The sequence below is a fragment of the Pseudomonas sp. Root569 genome, assembly GCF_001427465.1.
GTDB classification, from domain to species: Bacteria; Pseudomonadota; Gammaproteobacteria; order Pseudomonadales; family Pseudomonadaceae; genus Aquipseudomonas; species Aquipseudomonas synxantha.
The window spans coordinates 1-25,443 of record NZ_LMGQ01000008.1 but is presented as its reverse complement, the minus strand read 5'-3'; the positions used below and the strand labels follow the sequence as shown (position 1 = coordinate 25,443).

Below are 25,443 nucleotides of genomic sequence, written 5' to 3'. Positions count from 1 at the left end.
TCAAAAGCAAGATCAGAAGCGACTCGCTGCGCATCATGGTTACCGTCGGTTGCTACACAGTTGTGTAGATACCCATGGTCATCGGGGGCAAGCCCCCTCCCACATTTTTTACCGCGCTCACTTGAGTATCAGGCGATTTCGGCAACCACTGCGGCCAACGCCTTGGCAGGATCCGCCGCCTGGCTGATCGGGCGGCCGATCACCAGGTAATCGGAGCCCGCATCCAACGCCTGGCGCGGGGTCAGGATACGGCGCTGGTCATCCTGGGCACTGCCGGCCGGGCGAATACCCGGCGTCACCAGTTGTAACGACGGGTGAGCATTTTTCAGGGCCTGGGCCTCCAGGGCCGAGCACACCAGGCCATCCAGGCCGGCTTTCTGCGCCAGGGCCGCCAGGCGCAAGACCTGCTCCTGGGGCTCGATATCCAGGCCGATGCCGGCCAGGTCCTCGCGCTCCATGCTGGTCAGCACGGTTACGCCGATCAGCAGCGGTTTCGGGCCGCTGCGCTGTTCCAGCACTTCGCGGCACGCACTCATCATGCGCAGGCCTCCGGAGCAGTGCACATTGACCATCCACACGCCCATCTCGGCCGCAGCTTTCACCGCCATCGCCGTGGTGTTGGGAATGTCGTGGAATTTCAGGTCGAGGAACACTTCGAAGCCTTTGTCACGCAGGGTACCGACGATTTCCGCCGCGCAACTGGTGAACAGTTCCTTACCGACCTTGACCCGGCAAAGCTTAGGGTCCAACTGGTCAGCCAGCTTCAGTGCGGCGTCACGGGTGGGGTAATCCAGGGCGACGATGATAGGAGTCTGGCAGACGGACATTGGAATGGGCTCTCAGGCAAGTCGAAATCGGCGCGGATTGTAGCGCAAGCAGCGCGGTTGCGGGATCCGATGATCGGTAAATACTGATCAAACGCCCGAGAGACGCCATTTCGGGCAATTGTTTCAAAGCTGGTACAGACTCGACACGCCCTCAACACGCCGTGGGCCTAGCCTCGCGCACGTGACCGCCCGCCCGGTACTTCCAGGCTTGGAACCGGGCGCCTATGCTGACCGCAACAACCCAGGCAGATGATCGCACTATGCATACCCCCTCCGCCCCCGTAACCGAAGAGCCAAAAGACGCGGTTATCGCCGAAGACAAGCGCTGGAATACCCGTGCGCTGATTGTCGACGACGACGTGCCGATCCGCGAACTGCTGATCGACTACCTGGCGCGCTTCAATATCCTCGCCTCGGGTGTCACCGACGGCACCGCCATGCGCCAAGCCATGCAAGCCGAAACCTTCGATGTGGTGGTGCTCGACCTGATGCTACCGGGCGAGGACGGGCTGTCGCTGTGCCGCTGGTTACGCGCTGAGTCGGACATTCCGATCCTGATGCTCACCGCCCGTTGCGAACCCACCGACCGCATCATCGGCCTGGAACTGGGCGCCGATGACTACATGTCCAAACCGTTCGAGCCCCGGGAGCTGGTCGCGCGCATCCAGACCATCCTGCGCCGGGTGCGCGATGACCGCAGCGAGCAACGCACCAACATTCGCTTCGACAATTGGCGCCTCAATAGTGTGCTGCGCCAGTTGGTGGCCGATGACGGCCTGGTGGTGCCGCTGTCCAACGCCGAGTTTCGCCTGTTGTGGGTCTTCATCGAACGCCCGCGCCGTGTGCTGAGTCGCGAACAATTGCTGGATGCCGCCCGTGGCCGCTCCATCGAAGCCTTTGATCGCAGCATCGACTTGCTGGTGTCGCGCTTGCGCCAGAAGCTGGGAGATGATCCCAAGGCGCCACAACTGATCAAGACCGTACGCGGCGAAGGCTACCTGTTCGACGCCCGGGATATCGGTTGATGCGTGCCACCCTCAATACGCTGTTCGGGCGATTGTTCGGCCTATTGCTGGTGGCTATTGTGCTGGCCCACGTGCTGGCGATCTTCTGGTTCCACCACTACGGCCGGCCGCCTCCCCCGCCTCCCGAGGTGTTCGTCGAACAACCGGACGGCACCCTCAAGCCACTGCGCAAGGAACCTCGCCCTTGGTTTGGTGGGCCGTTGGTACCGCTGACGTTTCAATTTATCTCGTTGATCATCGCCGCCTGGTACGGTGCCAAGCTGCTGAGTCGGCCGATCCAGCGCCTGAGCGCGGCGGCCGAGCGCTTGAGCATCGACCTCGACAGCCCGCCCCTGGTGGAGTCCGGCCCGCGCGAAGCACGGCAGGCCGCGTCGACCTTCAACCTCATGCAAAAGCGTATCCGCGAGCAAGTCAGCCAGCGTGCGCGCATGCTCGGTGCGGTCTCCCACGACCTGCGCACCCCGCTGTCGCGCCTCAAGCTGCGCCTGGAACAGATCGAGGACACCCAACTGCAAGGCCAGATGCGCCAGGACCTGGACGACATGATCGGCATGCTCGATGCCACCCTGAGCTACCTGCACGAACAACGCACCAGCGAGACACGGCATTGGCTTGATGTGCAGGCGCTGGTGGAGTCCCTCAGCGAAAACGCCCAGGACCAAGGCAGCGATGTGCAATTTTCCGGTACCTGTGCACCGTTGCAAGTACAGCCGATGGCCTTGCGCTCATGCCTCAACAACCTGATCGACAATGCCCTGCGCTATGCCGGCACGGCATATATCGAACTGACGGACAGGAGCGACGCGCTGGTCATTCGCGTGATCGACCATGGCCCGGGCATTGCAGCCGACAAGCGTGAGGCGGTGTTCGAGCCGTTTTACCGACTCGAAGGGTCACGCAACCGCAACTCCGGCGGCGTCGGCCTGGGCATGACGATTTCCAAGGAAGCGGCGGAGCGCTTGGGCGGCCGCTTGAGCCTGGAAGAAACACCTGGTGGCGGGCTGACCGCCGTCATGTGGCTGCCCCGCGCCTGAACGCCTCAGTCACAGGGTTTGTCTTCGCGGCGGACTTGCGCCTGAGTGGCGCTCCAATCTGTCAGCAGGCTGTAGGCCACCGCCAGTAAGGTCGGGCCGATAAACAGGCCGATAAAGCCGAACGCTATTAAGCCGCCAAACACGCCCAGCAGCACAATCACCAGCGGCAGGTTGCCGCCACGGCTGATCAGGTACGGCTTTAGCACGTTATCCACGCCACTGATCACGAACGTGCCCCATACACCCAGGAACACGGCATAGGTGTAGTCGCCTTTCCACGCCAGCCAGGCCGTGGCCGGGATCCACACCAGCGGCGGGCCCATGGGGATCAGGCTGAGCAGGAAGGTGACAATACCCAGCACCAGCGCACCGGGCACGCCAGCGATCAGGAAGCCGATCAGCGCCAGCAGGGCCTGGGCCGCTGCGGTACCGATCACACCGTTGACCACCCGTTGCACAGTGCCGGCCACCAGTTCGATGTAATAGCCGGCGCGCTCGCCGATCAGGCGCTCCAGCAGGCGGTGCACAAACATCGCCAGGCGCGGCCCGTCACGGTAGAAAAAGAACACGAAGACCAAGCTCAGGGTCAGCTCGAGGATGCCGCCGCCAATTTGCGCACTGCGCGCCAGCAACCAGTTGCCGACCTGGCCGAGGTACGGCTTGATGCTGACCATCAGCGCCGCGCCTTGTTGATCGATGCTGTCCCACATTCCCGCCAGGCGCTCGCCGACCAACGGAATCGAACCCAGCCAGGACGGCGCCTCGGGCAAGCCGTCGACCTGGATATCCTTGATCAGCGCCACTGCATCGCGCACGTGGTCGGCGAGGTTGAACCCCAGCCATACCAGCGGCACTGCCACCAGCAACATCCAGCCCAGGGTCAGGATGCCGGCGGCCAGGGACTCCCGGCCACCCAGCCAGCGCGTGAGCAAACGCATCAGCGGCCAACTGGCAAATGCCAGCACCGCCCCCCAGAACAGCGCCGACCAGAACGGCGCCATGACCCAGAAGCTGGCACCGAACAGCACCAGCAGCAGGATTTGCACCAGCAGGCGATCGTTATTGAGCATCGGGTATCTCGAGACTAAGGCTATTGGAAGAGAGCTTAGGCGAACGGCGCGGGTCCGTTCGCCTGATGACGGTCAGCGTATCAGATGCAGGTGCAATCCTTTAGCGTCACCGGTGCCGGTTTCCAGACGTGCGGCGCGCACGCCGGCATCGATCAGGCCCTGGCGCCAGGTTTCGGCGGTGGGCCCGGTCAGGCTGATGCGCAAGGTGGTGTCGAGGTTCAGGCCGCGGGAAATCAAGGTCAGCCACGTGGCGTCAGGTTCGGCACCCAGCGCCGGAAAGTCCAGCTCGCCGGTGCTTTTCAGTTCACGCAACAGAGTGGCGGAGGTCGGCAGCAGATTACCCAAAGGCGCGCTGGCGTCGAGTTGCTCGACATGCAGGTAAGCGCGACGGTTACCGCGGGTGATGCCGTACAGCGCGATCAGGGAATTGTCCTGCGGAGCGGCCAGGCGCAGCAGCAAGTACTCCTGCTGGCCGTCGGCCCCCACCAGCTTGGCGTTGCCGAACACTTCATTGGCCCACAGGCTGCTTTCGCCACAATCGCGGGCCTGGCACCAGAACAACAACTGCGCGCCCTTGGCCTGTAATGCTTCGCGCGTTGCGGTAAAGGCCGCGCTGGAGCTGTGCTCGGCGGGCAATTCATAGGTGATTGCAGTGGCTTGGCCACGCGCGGTGGCCTGGCCCTCGTAGCGCAACTGGCCGCTGATCTTGCGGATCGCGCCCATGGGGTAGATGCGTTCCTTTTCTTCGGCGGGGCGATAATCGACGATCTGCGCGTCAACCTGGCGGGCCACGGCAGGCAGATCCTGGCTGCCCGACACGTCAGCGGCGAACACCAGGGGGCTGAAACAGCAAAGGCCAAGGGCACGGAGACATCCTTTACCCAGGCTCATCGGATCAATGAGTCCTGGCCAATGGAGGTCACAGCGATATTGAGTGTGTACATGGTTGACTCCCTTTCAATCCGCCCAGCCTCGGCAGTTGACCCCGCCAAGTCAAGGCGTGGAGAAGAACCGATTGAAACAGTCTGCAACAAGAGCAGCGCCGGACTCGTCATTCAGGTGTAAATGATGGCCGCCTGGCAGCGTGGCAACGGTGAAGGGTAGCTGGGAAAGCAATTCGGAATGTTTCGCCAGCATGCCGTCAGCCGCGACCACCAACTGCGTAGGGCAACCTACGCGCCTTACGAAAGCCATGGCCTGCTCATCGGTCAGGCGCGTCGGCGATGCCAGGGTCAGGCGGCTGTCGCTGCGCCAGGTGTAACCGCCCGGCACTGGCATCAGGCCGCGCTGGGCCAGCAGTTCCGCGGCTTCACGACTGACCGCCACCACGCCCTTCATCCGCGCCTCAACCGCTCGATCGAGCGTGCCGTAGACAGGCTTACGCTTGTCTTGCAGGCTCATTTGCGCCTGCAAGGCCATGCCCAGGCGTTCGGCCGCGTTCTCGGCGCTGGCGGTCGGAGGGATCACCCCATCGATCAAACCCAAGTGCGTCACACGCTCCGGCAAGGCCCCAGCTAACACCAGGGAAACGATGGCACCCAGGGAATGGCCAAGTAATGCAAAACGTTGCCAGCCCAATTGCTCGGCGACCTGCAGCACGTCATAGACATAATCCCACAAGGCATAACCGGCCCCTGCCGGACGATGGTCCGAGTGCCCGTGCCCCGCCAGGTCCAGCGCGACAATACGCAAGCCGTGCAGCTTCGGCGCCAGGCGCGCAAAGCTATTGGCGTTGTCCAGCCAGCCATGCAGGGCGATCACCGGCAGGCCATCCTCGGGGCCGAACAGATGAGCCGCCAACTCGATGTGCGGCAGGCTCAGGCGAACTTCTTCGACAGGTGTGCTCATGCGCAACTGCGCTCGCGGGCTTGCCAGCGGGCGAACAGGTTCTTGATCAAGGTGGCGGTGTCCTGGGGGCGTTCCAGGGGGAACATATGGCCGCCCGGCATGGTGAGCATTTCGCCCATGGGCAGGCGGTCGACGCCGCTGGCATGGTGGCGCATCACCACACGGCTCTGGCGCCCACGCACCACCGCCAGCGGCACCTTCAATTGGCGCACCTGGCCCGGGCTGGTGTGGGGTACGCCGCGATAGATGCTGATTTCGGTGGCCGGATCGAAACGCAGGCGCAGGCGGTCGCCCACTTGCTGCAGGCCATGTTGCAGGTACGCGTCAAAACAATCGGGATCAAAGCCACGAAACAGGGTCTTGCCGGCAAAATAGCTGCGTGCGGCTTCAAGGTCGGTGAACTCTTCACGGCGACCGAGGGTGCGCCCAGCCGGCGTCAGGCGGTCGATGAAGCCAAAACGCTTGGCGGCACGGATCACCCAGCGGTCTGCCCGGGTCAGCACCGGCGAATCCAGCATTACCACGCCCCGGTACAACTGCGGGCAACGCATGGCTGCGTGCAAGTGCAGCACGCCCCCGAGGGAATGGCCCACGCCCCACACCGGCTCCGGCTGCTGTTGCAGATGGTGGATCAACTCATCCACCAGGTTCTGCCAGTTATCGTCCACCGGGAACCTGGGGTCGTGACCGTGCTGCGGCAGGTGCGCCACCGCATATTCCGGGGCCAGGGCGGCAAACAGCTTGCCGTAAGTGGCCGATGGGAAGCCATTGGCGTGGGTAAAAAACACGTGCTGCGGCATACAGGTTCCATCGACGAAAACAGAGGTGGATTGTCACCATGCCGGCGTCCTGCGGCAATGACTGTAACTGCCAGGAATGATGACACTCACGCCACGCCTATCGCGCCGGTGGTTTTTCGCCCAGCGGCACCACGGCCATGGTCAGCCGCGAGATACAGCTGGCCTTGCCGTCGTCGCTGCTCAGGCGGATGTCCCAAACCTGGGTCGTGCGCCCGATATGAATAGCCTTGGCCACCGCCGTCACCCGCCCGCTACGCACGCCACGCAGGTGGTTGGCATTGACCTCCAGGCCCACGCAATAGAACTTGCTCGCGTCGATGCACAGGTAGGCCGCCATGGAGCCGACACTCTCGGCCAGCACCACCGAGGCGCCGCCGTGCAACAGCCCGTAAGGCTGATGGGTGCGGTGATCGACCACCATGCTGGCGGTGAGGGATTCGTCGTCGAAGCTTTCGAAACGAATATCCAGCAACTCGCCGATGGTGTTTTTCTGCATCGCATTGAGTTGTTCGATATTCGGTTGGGTGCGCCACAGGCTCATGGGGTTGTCCTTGTTGATTTTATTACGTGCCTAATCCTGCCACAGAACGGTTTCGGTGCGCGCGCTCCATGCCTGCAATTGTGGCCCGTACGTCGACTCGATCACGTTGCGCTTGATCTTCAAGGTCGGGGTCAGGAAGCCGTTTTCCACCGCCCAACTGTCTTTCACCACCACCAGCTGGCGCAGGCGCTCATGTTTATCCAGGGCAGCATTGACCTGTTCCAGCCAGTGCTCGAGACCGGCGCCAAGGGTTCGACGGTCCTCATGCGGCGCCGACAACACGCAAAGCCCTATCGGTGCGCCGAGCCCCTCCCCGACCACACAGACCTGTTCGATGCGCGCATGTTCGGCCAGGCGATTTTCAATCGGTGCCGGGGCTACGTATTTGCCTTTGCTGGTCTTGAAGATCTCCTTGAGGCGCCCGGTCAGGCGCAGGCGACCGTCAGCGTCCTGCTCGCCCTTGTCGCCGGTACGCAGGAAGCCGTCCTCGGTGAGCGTTTCAGCGGTTTTCTGCGGGTCCTTGAAATAGCCCAGCATGGTCGCGCCGCTACGCACCTGCACCTCGCCCGAGGGGTCGATGCGCACTTCCACGCCAGGGCATGGCAGGCCGATCCAGCCAAGCCTTTGCGCACCCGGGGTACACACATGGGAGTAGCCGCAGTTTTCGCTCATGCCATACACCTCCAGCACATCCAGGCCCAGGCGCTGATACCAGCGCAACAGCGCCTCGGGCACCGGTGCCGCGCCGGACAGGGCAATGCGCAGCGCATCCAGCCCCAGGCCCGCCAGCACTTTATGGCCGACACGCTTGCCGATGAACGGCAGGCTCAACAGGGTCTCGAGGCGCTTTTCCGGGAGCTTGGCGTACACCCCCAGTTGGAATTTGGTCCAGATACGCGGCACGCCAAACAAGGCCGTCGGCCGTGCCCTGCGCAAATCGGTCAGGAAGGTCTCCAGGCTTTGCGCAAAAAACACGGTTTGCCCGGTGTAGATCGAGGCCATTTCCACAAACATGCGTTCGGCCACATGACACAGCGGCAGGTAGGACAGCAGCCGGTCACCCTCCCCCAGGCCAAACAACTCGGTGCCGCGGGTAGCGGCAAAGCCCAGGGCACCGAACGTGTGCATCACGCCTTTGGGCAGCCCGGTCGTCCCGGAGGTATAGACAATGGTGGCCAGTGTCGAGGCAAGAGGTTCGGGGTTGTCCTGGATCGGTGAGCAGGCTTGCAGGTCCACCCAGCTGAAATCGAACGTCCCCGCCGGGCACAGCGGCAGGCTGATGGTTGGCACACCCGCTGGAATACCCGGCGCCATTGCCGGCCAATCATCCAGCTTGCCGATCAACGCCAGCGCCGCCTCGGAATGGGTCAGCACGTGGGCTACGGAGTCGGCGGTCAGGTTGGGATAGAGCGGCACCGAGACATGCCCGGCCATCCAGATGGCCAGGTCGGCGATGATCCAGTGCGCACAATTCTTTGAGATGAGGGCGATGTGCGAGCCCTGGGGCAACTCCCGGCCACGCAGCCAATGGGCGGCGCAGCGGGCCTGGTGGCCGACATCGCCCCAGGTCAGGGTCTGCACCTCGCCGCCATCGAGGGGCTGCACCAGGAAATCCTTGCGCGGGTGCCGCGCTTCACGCTCGAAGAAAACCTGCAACGGCAAACGAAAAGCGACAGGCATGGGACGCGCTCCTTTGTGATCCGCCAAACAGTCAACCAAGCACTTGCTTGGTTGACTGTATAGCACATACAAAGGCAACGGCCTGCTAGAGCTATAGGCTATAAGGCCGCTATCGAGGCATAGGTGTCTACATGATTTTGGCGCGGCCCCGGTCAGTCAAGCGAACGAAATGCTCAAGACAGCGAGGATCCAATGTGGGAGGGGGCTTGCTCCCGATGAGGGAGTGTCAGCAAATTCATCTGGAGCTGGCTCACCGCCATCGGGGGCAAGCCCCCTCCCACATTTAGATCGTCGTCAGGCCACAGGTCCAGCGTCGCACCACCGCTGTGTAAATACCTATCTACGGGTTCTTCACATCGACCAGGCTCATCAAGCCGGCCAGCGGAAAGTCCCCCTCAAGCTCTGCGAGGCTGGCCGTGTACATCGGCTGCGGCTGGCGTTGGTGCCCGTGCAGCAGAAAGCTGATCAGGCTACCCACCAGAGGTTGGTGGCTGACCAGCAGTACGTTGTCGTCGGTGTCGAGTTTTTCCAGCACCTGCTGCGGGTTACCGTCGGGCGTCAGCCACGGCACCGTTCGGATTTGCGGCTTGAACCCCAACGCTTCCTGCACCAATTGCGCCGTCTGCTGCGCCCGCACATAGGGGCTGGCAATGATGGCGCTGAGGGGCTGGCCAATCAGGTGCGCCGCGCTGCGCAATACTTCGGCGCGCCCATGCTCGGTGAGGTTGCGTTCGGCGTCGGTACGGGCATGCCCTTGGGCCTCACCGTGGCGCAGAATCCACAACTTCATAGTTTTGGCTCTTCATCACGCGCGGGGTGCGGAGCCGGTGGCACGCTGTGAGCGGCTTCGCCTTCCGGGGCACGCGGGGCTGGCCAATCGGCGAACGGCCAGGGCTTTTGCTCGGTATGGAAGCTGCCGAAGCGACCGATCTGCGCGAGGAACTGGCTGAGGCTGTCACCAAAGTTCATCAGGCCCAGGTTAGGTGCGCCGTAGATAAGACGGTAAACCAGCTGTACCACCACCAGCGCGCCGAGCAGCAATTGCGCCACCTGCCACACCAGCGCGAATACCAGCATCCACAGGACGCGCAAGGCAATCGACTCGTATTTGGGGGCGGCTTTCGGATCGTTCATGATGCGTTCCTCAGTTGAAACCACTGGTGGAAATAAAGTCGACATCGGTCTTGGGCTCGGCCCGCATTAACAGCTCGATGACCTGGTCCAAGGTGCGCCCTTCGAACAGGATCGCGTGCAGCCCGGCGACCAGCGGCATATACACGCCGACTTCCTGGGCCTTGGCTTTGAGTACCTTAAGGGTGTTGACCCCTTCGGCCACTTCGCCCAGGCGCGTCACCGCCTCCTCCAGGCTCAGGCCCTGGCCCAGGGCAAACCCGACCTGATAGTTACGGCTCTTGGGCGATGAGCAGGTGACGATCAAGTCGCCCACGCCTGCCAGGCCGAGGAACGTCATCGGGTTGGCGCCCTGGTTCACCGCAAAGCGGGTCATCTCGGCCAAGGCGCGGGTGATCAACATGCTCTTGGTGTTTTCCCCCATGCCCAGGGCTACGGCCATGCCGGCAATGATCGCGTAGACGTTTTTCAGCGCGCCGCCCAATTCGACGCCAAAACGGTCGGCACTGGCATAGACCCGGAAAGTACGGCCATGCAACACCGCCTGCACACGCTCGCACAAGGCTTCGTCTTCGCTGGCGACCACCGTGGCCGTCAGGGCGTGCTCGGCGACTTCCCGCGCCAGGTTCGGCCCGGACAGCACGCCAATGCGCGCCTGAGGCGCGATCTCCGTGAGGATTTCACTCATCAGCTTGAAGGTATGGGCCTCGATACCCTTGGTCAGGCTGACCAGCAGCTTGCCTGCCAGGCGTTCGGCATGGGGGGCCAGCACCGAGCGCAAAGCGCTGGAGGGCAGCGCGACAAAGCACAGGTCGCAGGCCGTGAGGGTGTCCAGCAGATCGGTGACCGGCTCGACCGCCGGATGAATCTTGATGCCTTTAAGGTAACGGGGGTTTTCACGATGCACGCGAATCGCTTCGGCCTGCTCGGGGTCGCGCATCCACTGACGCACCGTCTGGCCGTTCTCGGCCAGCAGGTTAGCCACGGCGGTACCAAAACTTCCGCCTCCCAGGACCGCGATAGGGCGCTGTTCTGTCATATGCAATCCGTTAATCCATACCAGTGGCGATGGCGGCATTATACGGGGCGCCCCGCTTGCGGCCAGCCCCCGTATCAATTCGCACGCCTGTCGGAAAATGCCACGCCTGTGCTAGGTAATTGCAAATCCGACGACTGGCAAATAGTCCCGCCTCAGTTAACATGGGCGGCTATCCGTCATTAACAAGGCCGTGCCGTGTATCTGGGCCCTCCTCCTCGCTCATCTCTATTGTTGATGCTCTTGTGCAGCCTGCCTGCACTGGCTGACGATCTGTTTCTCGACGGCCAACCGCTGCCGCAGGTCTTGACCGCCACGCGCCTCAAGCAATCGGCCGCCGCCGTGCCCGGCAGCATGACGGTGATCGACAGCGAGCTGATCAAGGCCAGCGGCGCCCGGGACATTTCGGAACTGCTGCGGCTGGTGCCCGGGATGATGGTCGGCTACACCACCGGCAACCAGGCGTCGGTGAACTACCACGGCACCAGCGCCAGTGATGCACGGCGCATGCAGGTGTTGATCGACGGTCGCTCGGTGTATCGCGCCGGCCTGGCCACGGTGGACTGGAGCGATATCCCGGTAGCCATGGAGGATATCGAGCGCATCGAGGTATTTCGCGGCCCCAACACCGTCAGCTATGGCGCCAATGCGCTGATGGCGGTGGTGAATATCCTCACCCGCTCGCCGGCCAACAGCCAGGGTTCGCGCATGAAGGTCACCCGTGGTGAACGCGGGATCAACGACTTCTATGCCAGCCAGGGTGTGGGCTGGGAGACCGGCGATTTGCGCCTGTCCCTGTCCGGGCAACAGGACGATGGCTTTGACAGTAATGCCGTCGGCGCCGACCGCCGTGATGGACGGCGTCTCAACCGTTTCAGCCTGGCGGTAAGCCAGACCCTGAACGCGCAACAGAGCCTCGGCTGGCAGCTGAGCGTCAAGGAAGGCACCAACCAGCGCCCTTATACCTACACGCCGGTATTTGATGGCATTACCGAAGGCGGCAACAACTCCGACATTACCGCCAAGGACTACGCAGGCTCATTGCGCTGGAACTTCGATTTCAACCCCGACCACAGCCTCTACATCCAGGGATCGGCGCAGCAGTGGGATCGCCGGCAAATCTGGAAAGCCTGTGACGCCAAGGTCTCATTCAGCCCGCAGCTGACCCAGTTATGGCAGCTCAACCCCAATTACGCCGAACGGCTGGCTCGCAACATGGAGACCTACAGCCAAGGCTCCGCCCCACCCGGCGGCGCCGCTGAACAGGCTCTGGCCAATCAAGTGCTCGATCAGTGGAAACACCAGGGTGGCAAGGACCCTGTCTGCGGCGATATCGACCAAAGTACCCGGGAAAGCCGCTACGACCTGGAACTGCAAGACACCCTCAGCCTGTCCGACAGCCTGCGCCTGCTCAGCGGTTTCAATTACCGCTATGACCGCGCCGACTCGGACACCTACTTCAACGGCACACTGGACGACACCACCTGGCGCCTGTTCGGCCAGCTGGAATGGCGGCCCAGCGAACACTGGCTGCTGCAAGGCGGCGCCATGTACGAAGACACCCACCTGAGCGGCAACTCCCTGACGCCGCGGGTGGCGGTCAATTACCTGATCAACCCGCGCCATGGCTTGCGGGCGGTTTACTCCGAAGCGGTCCGCTCGCCGGACATGTTCGAGAACAACGTCAACTGGAGCTACCTCGTCACCAATCTCAGCTCCCCGACCTATGGGCAAGATTCCGGGCAATATTTTGTCGTGACGCGCGGCCCCGGCAACCTCGACAAAGAATTGATGCGCTCACGAGAGCTGGGCTACAACGGTTTCTTTGCCGACCTGGGGCTGAATGTCGACGTGAAGCTGTTCTATGACGAAATCACCGACATGATCAGCTCGCCACTGCGCAACAACCAATACATCGCCAGCAACGCCAACAGCTCGCGCTTTACCGGGGCAGAATCACAGTTGGACTGGCGCGTGAGCAACGCCGACCGCCTGCGCCTGACCTATGCTTATGTCGACGCTTCCTCCAGCAACCCGTTGGACAAGGCGCAAACCGCCCGCAACAGCGGTTCGGCCGGATGGTTGCGTGAATGGGGCCAGGGTTGGTCCAGCGCAGTGTTCTATTATGGCGACGACGCACTCAATCAATATCGCTTCCAACGGGTGGACCTGCGGGTGGCCAAGCGCATTGCAGTGGCCAAGACCAATGTGGAACTGGCCGGCATGCTGCAACAACGCCTTGATAACCAGCCCACTACCTGGGCCGACAATAACTACGATCATCGTCACGTCCTCTACTTCAGCGCGGAGCTGGACTTCTGACATGGGCGATCAGTCACGGATGACCCTCTTCTGGACTCCACTGCGCTGGTGCCGCGGCGTGCTGCTGGCAGCCCTGCTGCTGGCGACCCCGGCGTGGAGCGCCGACATCCTCCTGACAGCAGTCCAAGACAGTGCCGGCGTACAAGCCTTTACCCAGGCCCTTGCGCAACAGCGCCCCGGAGACCAGATCACCTTCACCCCGCTCAAGGACTTGCCAGCGCCGAGCCGTTTGCCCGTCAGCACCCGCTTGATCCTCCTCGACCTGCCCGGCCTGGATTGGCGTCTGCAGGACGCTCAAGGCCCGCCGACCCTGGTGCTGCGAATCAGCCGCCTGCAGGCCCGGCAACGCATGGGCAACACGCATCCGGCGAAGATCAGCCTGCTGTGGAGTGACCCGCCGCTGGAACGTCAGTTGCACCTGATCGCCAGCATCCTGCCCCAGGCCCGCCGCATCGGCGTGCTTTACGGTGCCGACAGCGAGTTCCTGCTTCGCGAACTGATGCAGTTCGCCAAACCCATGGGCCTGGAAATCGTGCCGCAACGGTGGAACAACACCAATGACAGCCGTGCGCTGCAAACCCTGTTCAAGAACAGCGACGTGCTACTCGGCCTCGACGACCCGCAACTGTACAACCCCAAAACCGCAAAGAACCTGTTGCTGAGCAGCTACGCCCAACAACTGCCGCTGGTGGGCCCCAATGCCGGGTTTGTCAGGGCCGGCAGCCTGGCCAGCACCTACAGTGACCAGCCCGACTGGCTCGCCGTGCTGGACCGCCTGCTGGACCACGCTCCGGCCAATTGGCCGCAGACCTTGTACCCGGAACACTTCAAAGTCGTGGGCAACCCGCAAGTCGCGCGCTCACTGGGCATCGAACAGGTCGATGAAGCCGCCGTCGCCGCCCGCTTGGCCGAAGGAGAAAAACGCCCATGACCTTGCGTCGTCGTTGGGATATCAACACCCGCACCCAGCTCATTACCCTGGGCCCCGCGCTGTTGCTGACCCTGCTGTTAATCAGTTTCTTTACCTTCGTGCGGATCCAGGATTTGCGCCAGGAACTGGATCACACCGGCCAACTGATCGCCAACCAACTGGCGCCCGCCACCGAGTACGGGGTGATTTCCGGCAACAACGATGTGCTCGAATCCCTGCTGCGCGCGACCTTGGCCACGCCCCACGTACGCTTCCTGGAGATTCAGGACAGCGCCGAAAACATCCTGGTGTATGTCGAACAACCGTCGGAGAAGCATGACCGCTCACTGTCGGTGAAAGTGTTCCAGGCGCCGATCCGCCTGCAACATATCGAGCTGGGCAATGACTTCCTCTTGGACAACCTCAAGGGCCCCATGGCACCCCGCGCAGATTACCTGGGCCGGGTGATCGTCGGCATGTCCAACGACGCGTTCAGCCAGCGCCAGCAACAGATCCTGTTCAAGGCCGGGGTCCTGGCACTGTTCGCCCTGCTGTTCACTTTCCTGCTGGCGCGACGTCTGGCGGCGAGCCTGTCGCAGCCGATCAGCGCCATGGGCAACGCGGTCAAGGCGATCCAGCAGGGCGACTACAAGACCCCACTGCCGATTGTCGATGACTCGGAGCTGGGCGACCTGTCGCGACATATCAACAACCTGGCCGAGGGCCTCAACCAAGCCAGTCGCGAACAGCAACAAGCCATCGCCCAGTTGATCCAGACCCGCGAGGAAGCCGAGCGTGCGAACAACGCCAAATCGGAATTCCTGGCGATGATGAGCCACGAACTGCGCACGCCCATGAACGGTGTGCTGGGTATGCTGCAACTGCTGGAAACCACCGAGATGACCGAAGAACAGACCGAGTACGCGGCGCTGGCTTCCGAGTCCACCGAGCACTTGCTCAAGGTGATCAACGACATCCTCGACTTCTCACGCATTGAGCGCGCCGCACTGGAACTGGAACATATTTCCTTCAACCTGGCGGACCTGATCAACAGCTGCGCCCAGGCCTTCCAGCACAGCGCCCAGCAGCGCGGGCTGACCCTGGAGTTGCCGATTCCCGCGGGCATGGAAGCCCTGCAAGTGCGGGGCGACCCGACACGTATCCGGCAGGTACTGGTCAACCTGATCGGCAACGCGTTGAAATTTACCGAACATGGCAGCGTGACCGTCGAGCCCCATTGGCAAACCCTGGACCACGAACTGGTCTGGTTCACCTGCACGGTGCGCGACAGCGGTATTGGCATTTCTGCCGAACGCCTGGAGCTGATGTTCGATGCGTTCCAGCAGGCCGACAGTTCCATTTCAAGACGTTACGGCGGCACCGGTCTGGGACTGCCAATTGCGCGCACCCTGGCCGAGCGCATGGGCGGCACCTTGCGGGCCCGGAGCGAAGAAGGCCGGGGCTCGGTGTTTACCCTGGAAATCCCGCTGGCCATCGACCAGCACCAGGTGCAGGCCATTGCTCCAGACGCCGTTGGCAAAACCAGTGCCGGCGACGGACGCCACGTGTTGCTGGTGGAAGACAACCCGGTCAATCGCACAGTGGTCGAAGCCATGTTGCGCAGCCTGGGTTTTGAAGTCAGCCTGGCCACCGATGGCGCCGAGGCGATCCGCAGCGCCGAGAGCCTGATTTTCACCGCCATCCTGATGGATTGCCGCTTGCCGTTGATCGACGGCTACGAAGCCACTCGACAGATTCGCCAACTGCCCGGCTGCGCCGATCTGCCGATTATCGCCCTGACGGCCAACGCATTACAGGGTGACCGCGAAGCGTGTCTGGCAGCCGGAATGAACGATTACCTGGCCAAGCCGTTCAAACGCACGGATTTGCAGGAAATCCTGCAGCGCTGGGTGCAATAGCGCCGCGCCATCAGCCAACTCTGACTGGCGTGAAAGACGAAAGTGCGGCAGTCTTAGGCACCCGAACGGGCCGATAAACAGGCCCGGTTTAAAATTTCAGTGAACAAGTGTACATTCAGTACCTTGCCGCTGTGACTTTCACTACAACGCAATAGTCTATGTGTAGGCTGCCGCTATGAGGCATGAACGCTTCATTCGGTTCGGGAAGATTTACCCTACCCTGCCGCATGGGATTATTGAGGAGCTCGCATGACCAAACAAAACGCCTTTACTCGGGAAGACCTGCTGCGCTGCAGTCGCGGTGAGCTGTTCGGCCCAGGTAACGCGCAACTGCCCGCCCCGAACATGCTGATGGTGGATCGCATCACCCATATCAGCGAAGAGGGTGGCAAGTACGGCAAAGGTGAATTGGTCGCCGAGCTGGATATCACCCCGGACCTCTGGTTCTTCGCCTGTCACTTCGAAGGCGACCCTGTGATGCCAGGCTGCCTGGGCCTCGATGCCATGTGGCAACTGGTCGGCTTCTACCTGGGCTGGCAAGGCCTGCCGGGCCGCGGCCGCGCCCTGGGTTCGGGCGAAGTGAAGTTCTTTGGCCAGGTCCTGCCGAGCGCCAAGAAAGTCACCTACAACATTCAAATCAAGCGCGTCCTCAAGGGCAAGCTGAACCTGGCCATCGCCGACGGTTCGGTGACTGTCGACGGACGCGAGATCTATACTGCCGAAGGCCTTCGGGTCGGCGTATTCACTTCCACTGACAACTTTTAAGGGTTATCCGCATGCGCCGCGTCGTTATCACTGGTCTGGGCATCGTTTCTTGCCTGGGCAATGACAAAGAGACCGTCACCGCTAACCTGCGTGCAAGTCGCCCTGGCATCCGCTTCAACCCGGAATATGCCGAAATGGGTCTGCGTAGCCAGGTTTCCGGCTCCATCGACCTGCCCCTCGAAGAGCTGATCGATCGCAAGATCTATCGCTTCGTCGGCCASGCTGCCGCCTACGCCTACCTGGCCATGAAAGACGCGATCGCCGATTCCGGCCTGAGCGAAGACCAGGTGTCGAACGTGCGCACCGGCCTGATCGCCGGCTCAGGCGGCGCATCGACCCTCAACCAGATGGAAGCGCTGGACATCCTGCGCGAAAAAGGCGTGAAGCGCGTTGGCCCTTACCGTGTCACGCGGACCATGGGCAGCACCGTTTCCGCCTGCCTGGCCACGCCATTCCAGATCAAGGGTGTGAACTACTCGATCTCCTCCGCGTGCGCTACCAGCGCCCACTGCATCGGAACTGCCGTTGAGCAGATCCAGCTGGGCAAGCAGGACATCGTATTCGCCGGCGGTGGTGAAGAAGAACATTGGAGCCAGTCGTTCCTGTTCGACGCCATGGGCGCACTGTCCACCCAGTACAACGAAACTCCGGAAAAAGCCTCCCGTGCCTACGACGCCAAACGCGACGGTTTCGTCATCGCCGGCGGTGGTGGCATGGTGGTGGTCGAGGAGCTGGAACACGCCCTGGCCCGTGGCGCGAAGATCTATGCGGAAATCGTTGGCTACGGCGCAACGTCCGACGGCTACGACATGGTTGCGCCAAGCGGCGAAGGTGCCATCCGGTGCATGCAGATGGCGATGGCCACCGTGGATACCCCAATCGACTACCTGAACACCCATGGCACCTCGACTCCGGTCGGTGATGCCAAGGAAATGGAAGGCGTACGTGCGGTATTCGGCGACAAGGCTCCGAAAATCAGCTCCACCAAGAGCCTGTCCGGTCACTCCCTGGGCGCCGCTGGCGTTCACGAAGCGATCTACTGCCTGCTGATGATGGAAGGCAACTTCATGGCCGGCTCGGCCAACATCGACGAGATCGACCCAGTCGTCGCCGATATGCCGATCCTGACCAAGACCGTTGAAGATGTAAAAGTCGACACCGTGATGAGCAACAGCTTCGGCTTCGGTGGCACCAACGCCACCCTGGTACTGAAACGCTGGCAGGGCAAGTAAGCCCCGCAGGCTGAGTCACCTGAAAAAGCCCCGACTGGTTCGGGGCTTTTTTATGGGTGAACGGAAACCGAGGCGCCTGCTTCGCACCGGTCAAGGCAAAAAACGCAGTATCAGGGTGTGACGCCATTGCGAGGCGACTTGGGCAGTATCGCCAGGAAATTATCCCGCGCCACCTTGCGGGCCACGTCCTCGGGCAACGCATCGAGAAACGGGTCGAAGCGGCGCATTTCCTTGCCCAGTTTATTGAAGCGCCCGACCACGTCGGAACCGAGCATAAAGCGCTCCGGGAAGCGCTCCACCAACTTCACCCATTCCGGCCGAGGCTGACCTGCCTCATCCAGCAGGTAGGGCCTGAGCATGCTCCAGGACAGGTCGATATACAGGTTGGGGTACGCCTCGAGCATGCGGTTCAAGGTGGGCAGTAAAAAGTCCATCTGCACCTGATGGCGGTGGATTTCCTTGCTGGTACCAGCATGGGCCCAGATAAAGCGTGTGTGCGGGTGGTTGCGCAACGGCTCCTCGACCTCCGCGAGATACAGCGGGTTGCGCTCGCGCTTGGAGGTGATGTTGGAGTGCAGCATCACCGGCAGGTCGTTTTCGGCAGCCAGGTGATAGATGCGCGTCATGGCCTCGTTATTGGCCCGAGGCGTGTCGCCGGATGTCAAGGCGGTGAGGTCGTCGTGCCGGGTGAACACTTCACCGATGCCCTGCCATAGCCCTGGATTGAGGTCGAGCATGCGCTGGATATGCGCCGCGGAGTTCTTGTCGTTGGGATTGAAGCCGGCCAGGAACGGATGAAAGTGTTGGCGTTGTTCGGCGGCCAGCTTATTGACCGCTGCCGCGACAATCACATCGGTGGCACTGTACCAATAGGCATCGGCGTCATCACCGGCGTAGTAGCGCGGGCGCTTGGGCTCGTCTTCATGCCATTTCTTGGCCACGGGGATACCGGAAATCATCACATGCTCGATGCGGTTTTCGGCCATCGCCTTGAGCAGTTTGTCCATGCCTGCCGTTTCCTGGAAAAAATCCACGTAATGCAGGTGCGCGTCACTGTAGGCATAGTCACGGGCCTGCACGACAAGACTGCTGACAGCGAGCAACAAGGCGAGACTCAAGCGGGTTCGGAGCACGATAAAACCTCAATCAGGCTGATACGGGTAGACCTTGCGCCAGTCATCCCGGTTCAACGCGGAAAAACTGGAACACTCGAGCGCCAGCATGCTCTATAACTGCATGACCTTCATCCTGCCCTCTTGTGAGGTTCGCCATGCCTGTTACCGTCAATACACTGAACGCTGAAAACTTCCGTCATAGCGTCAATATCAACAACCACGAGCTGTTTACTGACCTGCCCAAGAGTCTGGGTGGCGACGACTCCGCACCCTCTCCCCACGATTATTTCGATGCAGCGCTGGCATCATGCAAAGCCTTGACGGTCAGACTCTATGCGCAGAAGAAAGATATCCCGCTCACCGGCGTGACCGTTGAGGTGACCCACGACGCCGCCGAAGAGCAAAAAGGCAAATACAAACTCAGCGTCAAATTGACCCTCAAGGGCGTGCTGAGCGATGAGCAGCGTGAGGAGTTGCATCGCGTCGCGGACAAGTGCCCGGTACACAAGCTGATGACCACCGCCGAAATCAGCATCGAGACGAAATTATCGGAAGGTGCCTTCAGCGCATAGCGCCAACTTCCCATCGAGCGGGTTATGCTCAGCCGCATCCAACCCGCTCAGACAGGGATGCCCCATGACCACCCTCACCGTGATCCGCCCCCGCGCCGAAGATGTCGAAGGCCAGCCGATCCTGCGCCCACTGCCTTCCCGTGAATGCCGCAGCGTCGGGCCCTTTGTGTTTTTCGACCATATGCTGCCGACCCGCTATGCACCAGGCACGGGCATGAATATCCGCCAGCACCCGCATATCGGCCTGTCCACCCTCACTTATCTGTTTGAAGGCGCCTTGCAGCACAAGGATAGCCTCGGCTCGGATCAAGTGGTGCAGGCCGGCGATGTCAGTTGGATGACCGCGGGCAGCGCGATTGCCCATGTCGAGCGTACACCCGACATGCTCAAGGCCAGTGGTTTCAGCCTGCATGGCCTGCAAGTGTGGCTGGCCTCACCCAAGGACCACGAGACCGGGCCTGGCCACTACAGCCATCACCCGGCGGCGAGCTTGCCGGTGAGCGATAATCTCGGTGTGCAGGTGCGTCTGATCGCCGGTGATGGCTTCTGTCTCAAGTCTCCGGTGCCTGTGCTCTCGCCCACGTTATATGCCGAGGTGCGGATGCAGACGGCTACCACGTTATTGCTCCCCGATGAGCATGAGCAACGCGCGGTGTATGTGCTGGAAGGTGATGCGCAGCTCGACGGCGAGCCGCTGGCAGTGCATAGCCTGGTGGTATTGCCGTCAGGGCAAGAGATGACACTGTTTGCCGAAACCGGTTGCCATGTGATGGTGTTTGGCGGCGCGCCGCTGGATGGACCGCGGCGGATCAACTGGAATTTCGTGGCGAGCGATCCGGCGATGATCGAGCAGGCACGGCAGCGGTGGGCGGCTGGGGATTGGCCGACGGTACCGGGTGAATCAGAAAGAATTGAGTTGCCTGTTAGATAGTCATCGGGAGCAAGTCGAGTCGTCGCACCGCCCCTCCCACATTTTTGACTGTTCACAGTTCAAGTGTGGGAGGGGGCTTGCCCCCGATGGCGGCCTGACAGCCGACCAGAATGTTGGATCAGACCGAGTACATATCCGTTATTTGGGCAACGGCCAATATTGGTTCCGCTTTTACAGCGGGTCACTTTGAAAAGCGCAAAGTAACCAAACGCTCTTGCCCCACCACTCGGCACCTCGCCCAGGCTCGGTGTGCCCGTAGGCCAGCGTGGTTTAACGGGGCGCCTAAGATCAAAAGCCAGATCAAGAGCAAGAGCAAGATCAAGAGCGACTCGCTGCGCATCGTGGTTACCGGGGAGCTACACAATGTGTAGATCCCCATGCCCCGATAGGGCTGCGCAATCAGCCCTTGAACACTTCATCCAACAAGTTATGCATCGACTGGAACGCCCGTGCAGCGGTCTTGGCGTCGTACATCATCTTGCCCGGCACATTGGCCTCGGGGTCGGTGAAGGAATGCACCGCGCCACCGTAGCTCAGCAACTGCCAATCCACACCCGCCGCGTTCATTTCATCTTCGAACGCTGGCAGTTGTTCTTTGGGTACCAACGGATCGGAAGCACCGTGCAAGACCAGCACCGAGCCCTTGATATTCTTCGCATCCGCCGGACGTGGCGTATCAAGGGTGCCGTGGAACGAGATCGCCGCCTTGAGCGGCGCCCCAGTACGCGCCAACTCCAGGGAGCAGCAACCGCCGAAGCAGAAACCGAAGGTCGCCAGCTTCGACGTATCGACGGCCGCCTCGGTCTGACCTTGCAGCTGTTCAAAGGCCGCTTGCATGCGCTTGTTCAGCAGCGGGCGGTCATTTTTCAGCGGCATCATCGCCGCGCCGGCTTCATCGCCATTGCTCGGACGCACGGTTTGCCCGTAGAGGTCGGCAATCAGCACCACGTAGCCTTTGCTGGCGACACGCTTGGCGATCTCCTCGGCGCCCGCACTCACCCCCATCCAGTTTGGCGCCATCAACAGCCCCGGCAGGGGGGCCTTGTGACTGGCATCGAACGCCAGGCGGCTTTCATAAGACTGACCATCAATCTGATAGACCACGGAACGTACAGTGACTTGGCTCATCATTTTCTCCAGTTGAGGTGCGGTAAAACGAAAAAACCCGCCGAAGCGGGTTTTTCTACGCGGGTATTAAACCGACAGTTCAACCAACAGCTTGTTCAGACGGCGCACATAGGCGGCTGGATCTTTCAGACTGTCGCCGGCTGCCAGGGCGGCTTGGTCGAAGAGAATGTGCGATAGATCGCCAAAACGCTCTTCGCTCTGCTCGCCATCGAGTTTCTCGATCAGCGGGTGAGCCGGGTTGAATTCGAAGATCGGCTTCGAGTCCGGCACTTTCTGGCCGCTGGCCTCGAGGATCTGGCGCATCTGCATGCCCAGGTCCTGCTCGCCGATGGCCAGGATCGCCGGAGAGTCGGTCAGGCGATGGGAAACCCGTACTTCACTGACCGCATCCCCCAGGGACGCCTTGATCCGCTCAACCAGGCCCTCTTTGGATTTGGCGACTTCCTCGGCTTCTTTCTTCTCTTCCTCGGAGTCCAGGTTACCCAGGTCCAGGTCACCACGGGCGACGTCGACGAAGGATTTGCCGTCGAACTCGGTGAGGTAGCTCATCAGCCACTCATCGATACGGTCGGTCAGCAGCAGCACTTCGATGCCTTTCTTGCGGAAGACTTCCAGGTGCGGGCTATCCTTGACGGCTTCATACTTCTCGCCGGTCAGGTAGTAGATCTTGTCCTGACCTTCCTTGGCACGGGCCAGGTATTCGGCCAGTGACACGACCTGCTCTGCATCGCTGCCTTGAGTCGAAGCAAAACGCAGCAAGCCGGCGATTTTTTCCTTGTTGGCAAAGTCTTCCGCCGGGCCTTCCTTCATCACTTGGCCGAAGTTCTTCCAGAAGCTCTTGTATTGCTCAGGTTCGTTCTTCGCCAGTTTTTCCAGCATGTCGAGCACACGCTTGGTCAGCGCCGACTTCATGGAATCGATGATCGGGTCTTTCTGCAGGATTTCCCGCGACACGTTCAACGACAAGTCGTTGGAGTCGACCACACCTTTGATAAAGCGCAGGTACAGCGGCAGGAAGGATTCGGCCTGGTCCATCACGAACACGCGCTGCACATACAGCTTCAGGCCTTTGGGCGCTTCACGCTGGTACAGGTCGAACGGAGCGCGAGCCGGCACGTAGAGCAACGAGCTGTATTCCAGCTTGCCTTCGACCTTGTTGTGGCTCCAGCTCAGCGGGTTTTCGTAGTCGTGACCGATGTGCTTGTAGAACTCCTGGTATTCCTCGTCCTTGATTTCGGTACGCGGACGGGTCCACAGGGCGCTGGCACGGTTGACGGTTTCCCATTCCTCGGCCGGCTGCTCTTCGCCTTCGGCAGCGGTTTGCTCCTTGGGCAATTCGATCGGCAATGCGATATGGTCGGAGTATTTCTTGATGATGTTGCGCAGGCGCCAGCCATCGGCGAATTCGTCTTCACCGGATTTCAGGTGCAGCACGATGCGGGTACCGCGGTCAGCCTTATCAATGGTGGCGATTTCGAACTCACCCTCACCCTTGGAAGCCCAGTGCACGCCTTCGCTGGCGTCGAGCCCGGCACGGCGGCTGAACACTTCGACCTTGTCGGCAACGATGAAGGCCGAGTAGAAGCCCACGCCGAACTGGCCGATCAGATGCGAATCTTTTTTCTGGTCGCCCGAGAGGTTCTTCATGAAATCCGCAGTACCGGATTTGGCGATAGTACCCAGATGGGTAACCGCCTCTTCACGGCTCATGCCGATACCGTTGTCTTCGAGGGTGACGGTCTTGGCGTCTTTGTCGTAGCTCACACGGATTTTCAGTTCCGCGCCACCTTCCAGCAACTCCGGCTTGGACAGGGCTTCAAAACGTAATTTGTCGACAGCGTCAGAGGCGTTCGAGATCAATTCGCGAAGGAAGATTTCCTTGTTGGAATACAGCGAATGGATCATGAGGTGCAGCAGCTGCTTCACCTCGGTCTGGAAGCCCAGGGTTTCCTTTTGAGTTTCCACACTCATGGTCATCAAACTCCAATTGGATGGCAATGGCCGCGCCCTTGAGGGTTGGCGGCGGGTTGTCATCAAAGTTGGGGGCTAAGACCAGGATTTCAAGGGCGGCCCAGATCCTCAATCTTGAAATGTGCACGGGCGGTGGCAATCGGTTCGGCCGGTGTGCTCTGCCAGGCGGTGATCGCCACATTCGCCACACGGCGGCCCTGGCGCCATACCTGGCATTTGGCGTAAGTGTCGCGAAACTGGCCGGCGCGCAGGTAATCCAGAGAGAAGTCGATAATCTTCGGCAGGCTCGGAGCGCCGGTAGACACCAGCAGGTGCATCGACGCCGACAGCTCCATAAAGCCGGCGATCACTCCGCCATGCAACGCCGGCAATATCGGGTTACCAATATTGTCCTTGCTGGCCGGCAGGCGAAACAGCAGCTCATCCCCCAACCGGGTGCATTCGACACCGATAAGCTTGGCATAGGGCACCAAGTCCAGCAGTGCGTCGTAATTGCCGCGAGCGAGGGCCTGCTCCAGGCGGGTCTTGAACCTATGGGTCATGTCTGCTCTCCCCTGACCGTGCTGCCTAGCCCCTGCGTGCCTTTGAGACGCTTGCCCATGCGCATGAACGTGCCCACCACGTGGGCGATGGGCTCTTGCGGGTCGTCCTGGTAGGCCACACCTCGGGTAAAGATCACATCAGTGGTGACCCGGTAGCATTGGGCAAAACCATAGACTGGCTTAAGGGGCTGGGCCGGGTGCATGTAGTCGATGCGCAGGTCCAGGGTCGGGCACACCTCGAATTCGGCTAATACGCACAGGGTGGCCATGCCGCAGGCCGTGTCCTTCAAGGAAGTCAGCGCGCCACCATGGATTACCCCGCTCAGGGGATCACCGATGATATGCGGGCCGTAAGGCAGCACGAGGGTCATGCCCTCCTCACTGGCCGCATGCACGGCAACACCCAGCACCTGGCAGTGGCGCAGCGCCGAAACAAAGCGTGCGGCACGCTCTAACAAGGGGTTTTCGGTCATTGGTTTTAGACTCTTATTAGTGTGAATCCGGCGGACTAAAAACGCCGAAAAAAGTTTCTGTGCGAAAACGTATATATATCTGTGGGATAAAAGGAACTAATGCTGGCCCATTAGGCTCGAAAGGCCAGTAGATATCTTCAATAAGGAGAAACACCCCATGCGCAAGACATTAGCTATTTCCATGATGCTGGCCGCTGCCCTCGGCCTGGCTGCCTGCGACAAGAAATCCGAAGACAAAGCCCAAGACGCTGCTGCCCATAAAGAGCAAGCTCAGCAAGACATGGCTAAAGCACAGGATAAAGTGAACGACGCTGCGAAAGAAAACGCTGATGCTGCCAAAGCTCAGGCTGAAGCTAACGAAGCTGCCGCAAAAGAAGCTGCACCTGCCGCACCAGCAGAGCCTGCCAAGCCTTAATAGGCTGGTCTGATTCCGCAAAAAAAGCCCGCTTAGATAGCGGGCTTTTTTTATCTGCTTGTCCCGTCCTGAATAAGGTTTACGCCTTCTGACCTATCTTCAGGAGGAGTCAATGGATTCGGGCAAAAGGCGGAGCCAGCGTGACTACACGCTAGG

General features: G+C 61.1%; 25 protein-coding genes. 10 read left to right on the top strand and 15 right to left on the bottom strand.

All coding sequences use genetic code 11. The annotated features are described in order from the left end of the window. Positions 1–128: 128 nt before the first annotated feature. Entirely contained in the window at positions 129–827 is a 699-nt protein-coding gene (gene pyrF, locus ASD70_RS09305) for an orotidine-5'-phosphate decarboxylase (RefSeq protein ID WP_043051239.1), read from the bottom strand. Positions 828–1,087: 260 nt separating this feature from the next. Between pyrF and ASD70_RS09300 the strand changes: the two genes are divergently transcribed. Next, positions 1,088–1,852 (top strand): response regulator, encoded by a 765-nt coding sequence (locus tag ASD70_RS09300; RefSeq protein WP_046072533.1) that lies wholly within the window; start codon positions 1,088–1,090, stop codon positions 1,850–1,852. Further along, positions 1,852–2,886, top strand: coding sequence for a sensor histidine kinase (locus ASD70_RS09295; RefSeq protein WP_056846282.1), 1,035 nt, complete (start codon positions 1,852–1,854; stop codon positions 2,884–2,886). Before ASD70_RS09300 ends, ASD70_RS09295 begins: the two co-directional genes overlap by 1 nt. A gap of 5 nt (positions 2,887–2,891) precedes the next feature. Here the strand turns inward: ASD70_RS09295 and ASD70_RS09290 are convergent, their stop codons facing one another. The 9 genes from ASD70_RS09290 to ASD70_RS09250 form a co-directional block, all read right to left on the bottom strand. Further along, positions 2,892–3,956 (bottom strand): AI-2E family transporter, encoded by a 1,065-nt coding sequence (locus ASD70_RS09290; RefSeq protein WP_056846281.1) that lies wholly within the window; start codon positions 3,954–3,956, stop codon positions 2,892–2,894. A 72-nt stretch (positions 3,957–4,028) separates the two neighbouring features. Then, on the bottom strand, positions 4,029–4,847 hold the full coding sequence (locus ASD70_RS09285; RefSeq protein WP_046069071.1) for a DUF4892 domain-containing protein: 819 nt from the start codon (positions 4,845–4,847) through the stop codon (positions 4,029–4,031). A 102-nt stretch (positions 4,848–4,949) separates the two neighbouring features. Next, positions 4,950–5,804 carry an alpha/beta hydrolase gene (locus ASD70_RS09280; RefSeq protein ID WP_046069072.1) on the bottom strand — a complete coding sequence of 285 codons (855 nt, stop codon included), beginning with the start codon at positions 5,802–5,804 and terminating at the stop codon, positions 4,950–4,952. Then, on the bottom strand, positions 5,801–6,604 hold the full coding sequence (locus tag ASD70_RS09275; RefSeq protein ID WP_046069073.1) for an alpha/beta fold hydrolase: 804 nt from the start codon (positions 6,602–6,604) through the stop codon (positions 5,801–5,803). Before ASD70_RS09275 ends, ASD70_RS09280 begins: the two co-directional genes overlap by 4 nt. A gap of 97 nt (positions 6,605–6,701) precedes the next feature. After that, positions 6,702–7,145, bottom strand: a complete 444-nt coding sequence (locus ASD70_RS09270; RefSeq protein WP_043051244.1) for a hotdog fold thioesterase — start codon at positions 7,143–7,145, stop codon at positions 6,702–6,704. 30 nt (positions 7,146–7,175) lie between these two features. Continuing rightward, positions 7,176–8,825 (bottom strand): AMP-binding protein, encoded by a 1,650-nt coding sequence (locus tag ASD70_RS09265; RefSeq protein ID WP_056846280.1) that lies wholly within the window; start codon positions 8,823–8,825, stop codon positions 7,176–7,178. A 340-nt stretch (positions 8,826–9,165) separates the two neighbouring features. After that, entirely contained in the window at positions 9,166–9,615 is a 450-nt protein-coding gene (gene sixA / locus ASD70_RS09260) for a phosphohistidine phosphatase SixA (protein ID WP_046069075.1), read from the bottom strand. Continuing rightward, the gene (locus tag ASD70_RS09255) at positions 9,612–9,962 is read right to left on the bottom strand and encodes a DUF4389 domain-containing protein (protein ID WP_177342315.1); all 351 of its coding nucleotides are present in this window, start codon (positions 9,960–9,962) and stop codon (positions 9,612–9,614) included. Before ASD70_RS09255 ends, sixA begins: the two co-directional genes overlap by 4 nt. Before the next feature lie 7 nt (positions 9,963–9,969). Beyond that, complete coding sequence (locus tag ASD70_RS09250) at positions 9,970–10,995, bottom strand: NAD(P)H-dependent glycerol-3-phosphate dehydrogenase (protein ID WP_046069076.1); 1,026 nt, start codon at positions 10,993–10,995, stop codon at positions 9,970–9,972. A 195-nt stretch (positions 10,996–11,190) separates the two neighbouring features. Between ASD70_RS09250 and ASD70_RS09245 the strand changes: the two genes are divergently transcribed. The 5 genes from ASD70_RS09245 (at position 11,191) to fabB (ending at position 18,140) form a co-directional block, all read left to right on the top strand. Beyond that, positions 11,191–13,314, top strand: coding sequence for a TonB-dependent receptor plug domain-containing protein (locus ASD70_RS09245; protein ID WP_330219683.1), 2,124 nt, complete (start codon positions 11,191–11,193; stop codon positions 13,312–13,314). A 1-nt stretch (position 13,315) separates the two neighbouring features. After that, positions 13,316–14,245: an ABC transporter substrate-binding protein gene (locus tag ASD70_RS09240; RefSeq protein ID WP_056846277.1), complete on the top strand. Its 930-nt coding sequence runs from the start codon at positions 13,316–13,318 to the stop codon at positions 14,243–14,245. Continuing rightward, a complete protein-coding gene (locus ASD70_RS09235; RefSeq protein ID WP_046069078.1) occupies positions 14,242–16,143 on the top strand; it encodes an ATP-binding protein in 1,902 nt (633 codons plus the stop codon). Before ASD70_RS09240 ends, ASD70_RS09235 begins: the two co-directional genes overlap by 4 nt. Before the next feature lie 249 nt (positions 16,144–16,392). Next, complete coding sequence (gene fabA / locus ASD70_RS09230) at positions 16,393–16,908, top strand: 3-hydroxyacyl-[acyl-carrier-protein] dehydratase FabA (RefSeq protein WP_003190035.1); 516 nt, start codon at positions 16,393–16,395, stop codon at positions 16,906–16,908. A gap of 11 nt (positions 16,909–16,919) precedes the next feature. Then, complete coding sequence (gene fabB / locus ASD70_RS09225; RefSeq protein ID WP_056846276.1) at positions 16,920–18,140, top strand: beta-ketoacyl-ACP synthase I; 1,221 nt, start codon at positions 16,920–16,922, stop codon at positions 18,138–18,140. A 110-nt stretch (positions 18,141–18,250) separates the two neighbouring features. Here the strand turns inward: fabB and ASD70_RS09220 are convergent, their stop codons facing one another. After that, on the bottom strand, positions 18,251–19,273 hold the full coding sequence (locus ASD70_RS09220; RefSeq protein ID WP_082561419.1) for an amidohydrolase family protein: 1,023 nt from the start codon (positions 19,271–19,273) through the stop codon (positions 18,251–18,253). A gap of 137 nt (positions 19,274–19,410) precedes the next feature. Here ASD70_RS09220 and ASD70_RS09215 point away from each other — a divergent pair, with 137 nt between their 5' ends. Continuing rightward, a complete protein-coding gene (locus ASD70_RS09215; protein WP_043051254.1) occupies positions 19,411–19,827 on the top strand; it encodes an OsmC family protein in 417 nt (138 codons plus the stop codon). A gap of 64 nt (positions 19,828–19,891) precedes the next feature. Further along, positions 19,892–20,758 carry a pirin family protein gene (locus ASD70_RS09210; RefSeq protein WP_056846274.1) on the top strand — a complete coding sequence of 289 codons (867 nt, stop codon included), beginning with the start codon at positions 19,892–19,894 and terminating at the stop codon, positions 20,756–20,758. Between the two features lie 399 nt (positions 20,759–21,157). Here the strand turns inward: ASD70_RS09210 and ASD70_RS09200 are convergent, their stop codons facing one another. From ASD70_RS09200 to ASD70_RS09185, 4 genes are all read right to left on the bottom strand, one after another. Next, positions 21,158–21,886 carry a dienelactone hydrolase family protein gene (locus ASD70_RS09200; RefSeq protein WP_046069082.1) on the bottom strand — a complete coding sequence of 243 codons (729 nt, stop codon included), beginning with the start codon at positions 21,884–21,886 and terminating at the stop codon, positions 21,158–21,160. Between the two features lie 66 nt (positions 21,887–21,952). Further along, complete coding sequence (gene htpG / locus ASD70_RS09195) at positions 21,953–23,857, bottom strand: molecular chaperone HtpG (RefSeq protein WP_056846272.1); 1,905 nt, start codon at positions 23,855–23,857, stop codon at positions 21,953–21,955. An 89-nt stretch (positions 23,858–23,946) separates the two neighbouring features. Continuing rightward, positions 23,947–24,399 carry a PaaI family thioesterase gene (locus ASD70_RS09190; protein WP_056846271.1) on the bottom strand — a complete coding sequence of 151 codons (453 nt, stop codon included), beginning with the start codon at positions 24,397–24,399 and terminating at the stop codon, positions 23,947–23,949. Continuing rightward, the gene (locus ASD70_RS09185; RefSeq protein WP_056846270.1) at positions 24,396–24,872 is read right to left on the bottom strand and encodes a PaaI family thioesterase; all 477 of its coding nucleotides are present in this window, start codon (positions 24,870–24,872) and stop codon (positions 24,396–24,398) included. Before ASD70_RS09185 ends, ASD70_RS09190 begins: the two co-directional genes overlap by 4 nt. Before the next feature lie 157 nt (positions 24,873–25,029). Between ASD70_RS09185 and ASD70_RS09180 the strand changes: the two genes are divergently transcribed. Continuing rightward, positions 25,030–25,287: a hypothetical protein gene (locus ASD70_RS09180; protein WP_043051010.1), complete on the top strand. Its 258-nt coding sequence runs from the start codon at positions 25,030–25,032 to the stop codon at positions 25,285–25,287. Positions 25,288–25,443: the final 156 nt, after the last annotated feature.

Coding starts and splice junctions, on each gene's coding strand:
- ASD70_RS09265 (WP_056846280.1), bottom strand. CDS start 8,825: ATGCCTGTCGCTTTTCGTTTGCCGTTGCAGGTTTTCTTCGAGCGTGAA.
- ASD70_RS09300 (WP_046072533.1), top strand. CDS start 1,088: ATGCATACCCCCTCCGCCCCCGTAACCGAAGAGCCAAAAGACGCGGTT.
- ASD70_RS09290 (WP_056846281.1), bottom strand. CDS start 3,956: ATGCTCAATAACGATCGCCTGCTGGTGCAAATCCTGCTGCTGGTGCTG.
- ASD70_RS09295 (WP_056846282.1), top strand. CDS start 1,852: ATGCGTGCCACCCTCAATACGCTGTTCGGGCGATTGTTCGGCCTATTG.
- fabA (WP_003190035.1), top strand. CDS start 16,393: ATGACCAAACAAAACGCCTTTACTCGGGAAGACCTGCTGCGCTGCAGT.
- ASD70_RS09280 (WP_046069072.1), bottom strand. CDS start 5,804: ATGAGCACACCTGTCGAAGAAGTTCGCCTGAGCCTGCCGCACATCGAG.
- ASD70_RS09235 (WP_046069078.1), top strand. CDS start 14,242: ATGACCTTGCGTCGTCGTTGGGATATCAACACCCGCACCCAGCTCATT.
- ASD70_RS09200 (WP_046069082.1), bottom strand. CDS start 21,886: ATGAGCCAAGTCACTGTACGTTCCGTGGTCTATCAGATTGATGGTCAG.
- ASD70_RS09285 (WP_046069071.1), bottom strand. CDS start 4,847: ATGAGCCTGGGTAAAGGATGTCTCCGTGCCCTTGGCCTTTGCTGTTTC.
- pyrF (WP_043051239.1), bottom strand. CDS start 827: ATGTCCGTCTGCCAGACTCCTATCATCGTCGCCCTGGATTACCCCACC.
- ASD70_RS09180 (WP_043051010.1), top strand. CDS start 25,030: ATGCGCAAGACATTAGCTATTTCCATGATGCTGGCCGCTGCCCTCGGC.
- ASD70_RS09240 (WP_056846277.1), top strand. CDS start 13,316: ATGGGCGATCAGTCACGGATGACCCTCTTCTGGACTCCACTGCGCTGG.
- ASD70_RS09215 (WP_043051254.1), top strand. CDS start 19,411: ATGCCTGTTACCGTCAATACACTGAACGCTGAAAACTTCCGTCATAGC.
- htpG (WP_056846272.1), bottom strand. CDS start 23,857: ATGAGTGTGGAAACTCAAAAGGAAACCCTGGGCTTCCAGACCGAGGTG.
- ASD70_RS09190 (WP_056846271.1), bottom strand. CDS start 24,399: ATGACCCATAGGTTCAAGACCCGCCTGGAGCAGGCCCTCGCTCGCGGC.
- ASD70_RS09275 (WP_046069073.1), bottom strand. CDS start 6,604: ATGCCGCAGCACGTGTTTTTTACCCACGCCAATGGCTTCCCATCGGCC.
- ASD70_RS09250 (WP_046069076.1), bottom strand. CDS start 10,995: ATGACAGAACAGCGCCCTATCGCGGTCCTGGGAGGCGGAAGTTTTGGT.
- ASD70_RS09185 (WP_056846270.1), bottom strand. CDS start 24,872: ATGACCGAAAACCCCTTGTTAGAGCGTGCCGCACGCTTTGTTTCGGCG.
- ASD70_RS09210 (WP_056846274.1), top strand. CDS start 19,892: ATGACCACCCTCACCGTGATCCGCCCCCGCGCCGAAGATGTCGAAGGC.
- sixA (WP_046069075.1), bottom strand. CDS start 9,615: ATGAAGTTGTGGATTCTGCGCCACGGTGAGGCCCAAGGGCATGCCCGT.
- ASD70_RS09270 (WP_043051244.1), bottom strand. CDS start 7,145: ATGAGCCTGTGGCGCACCCAACCGAATATCGAACAACTCAATGCGATG.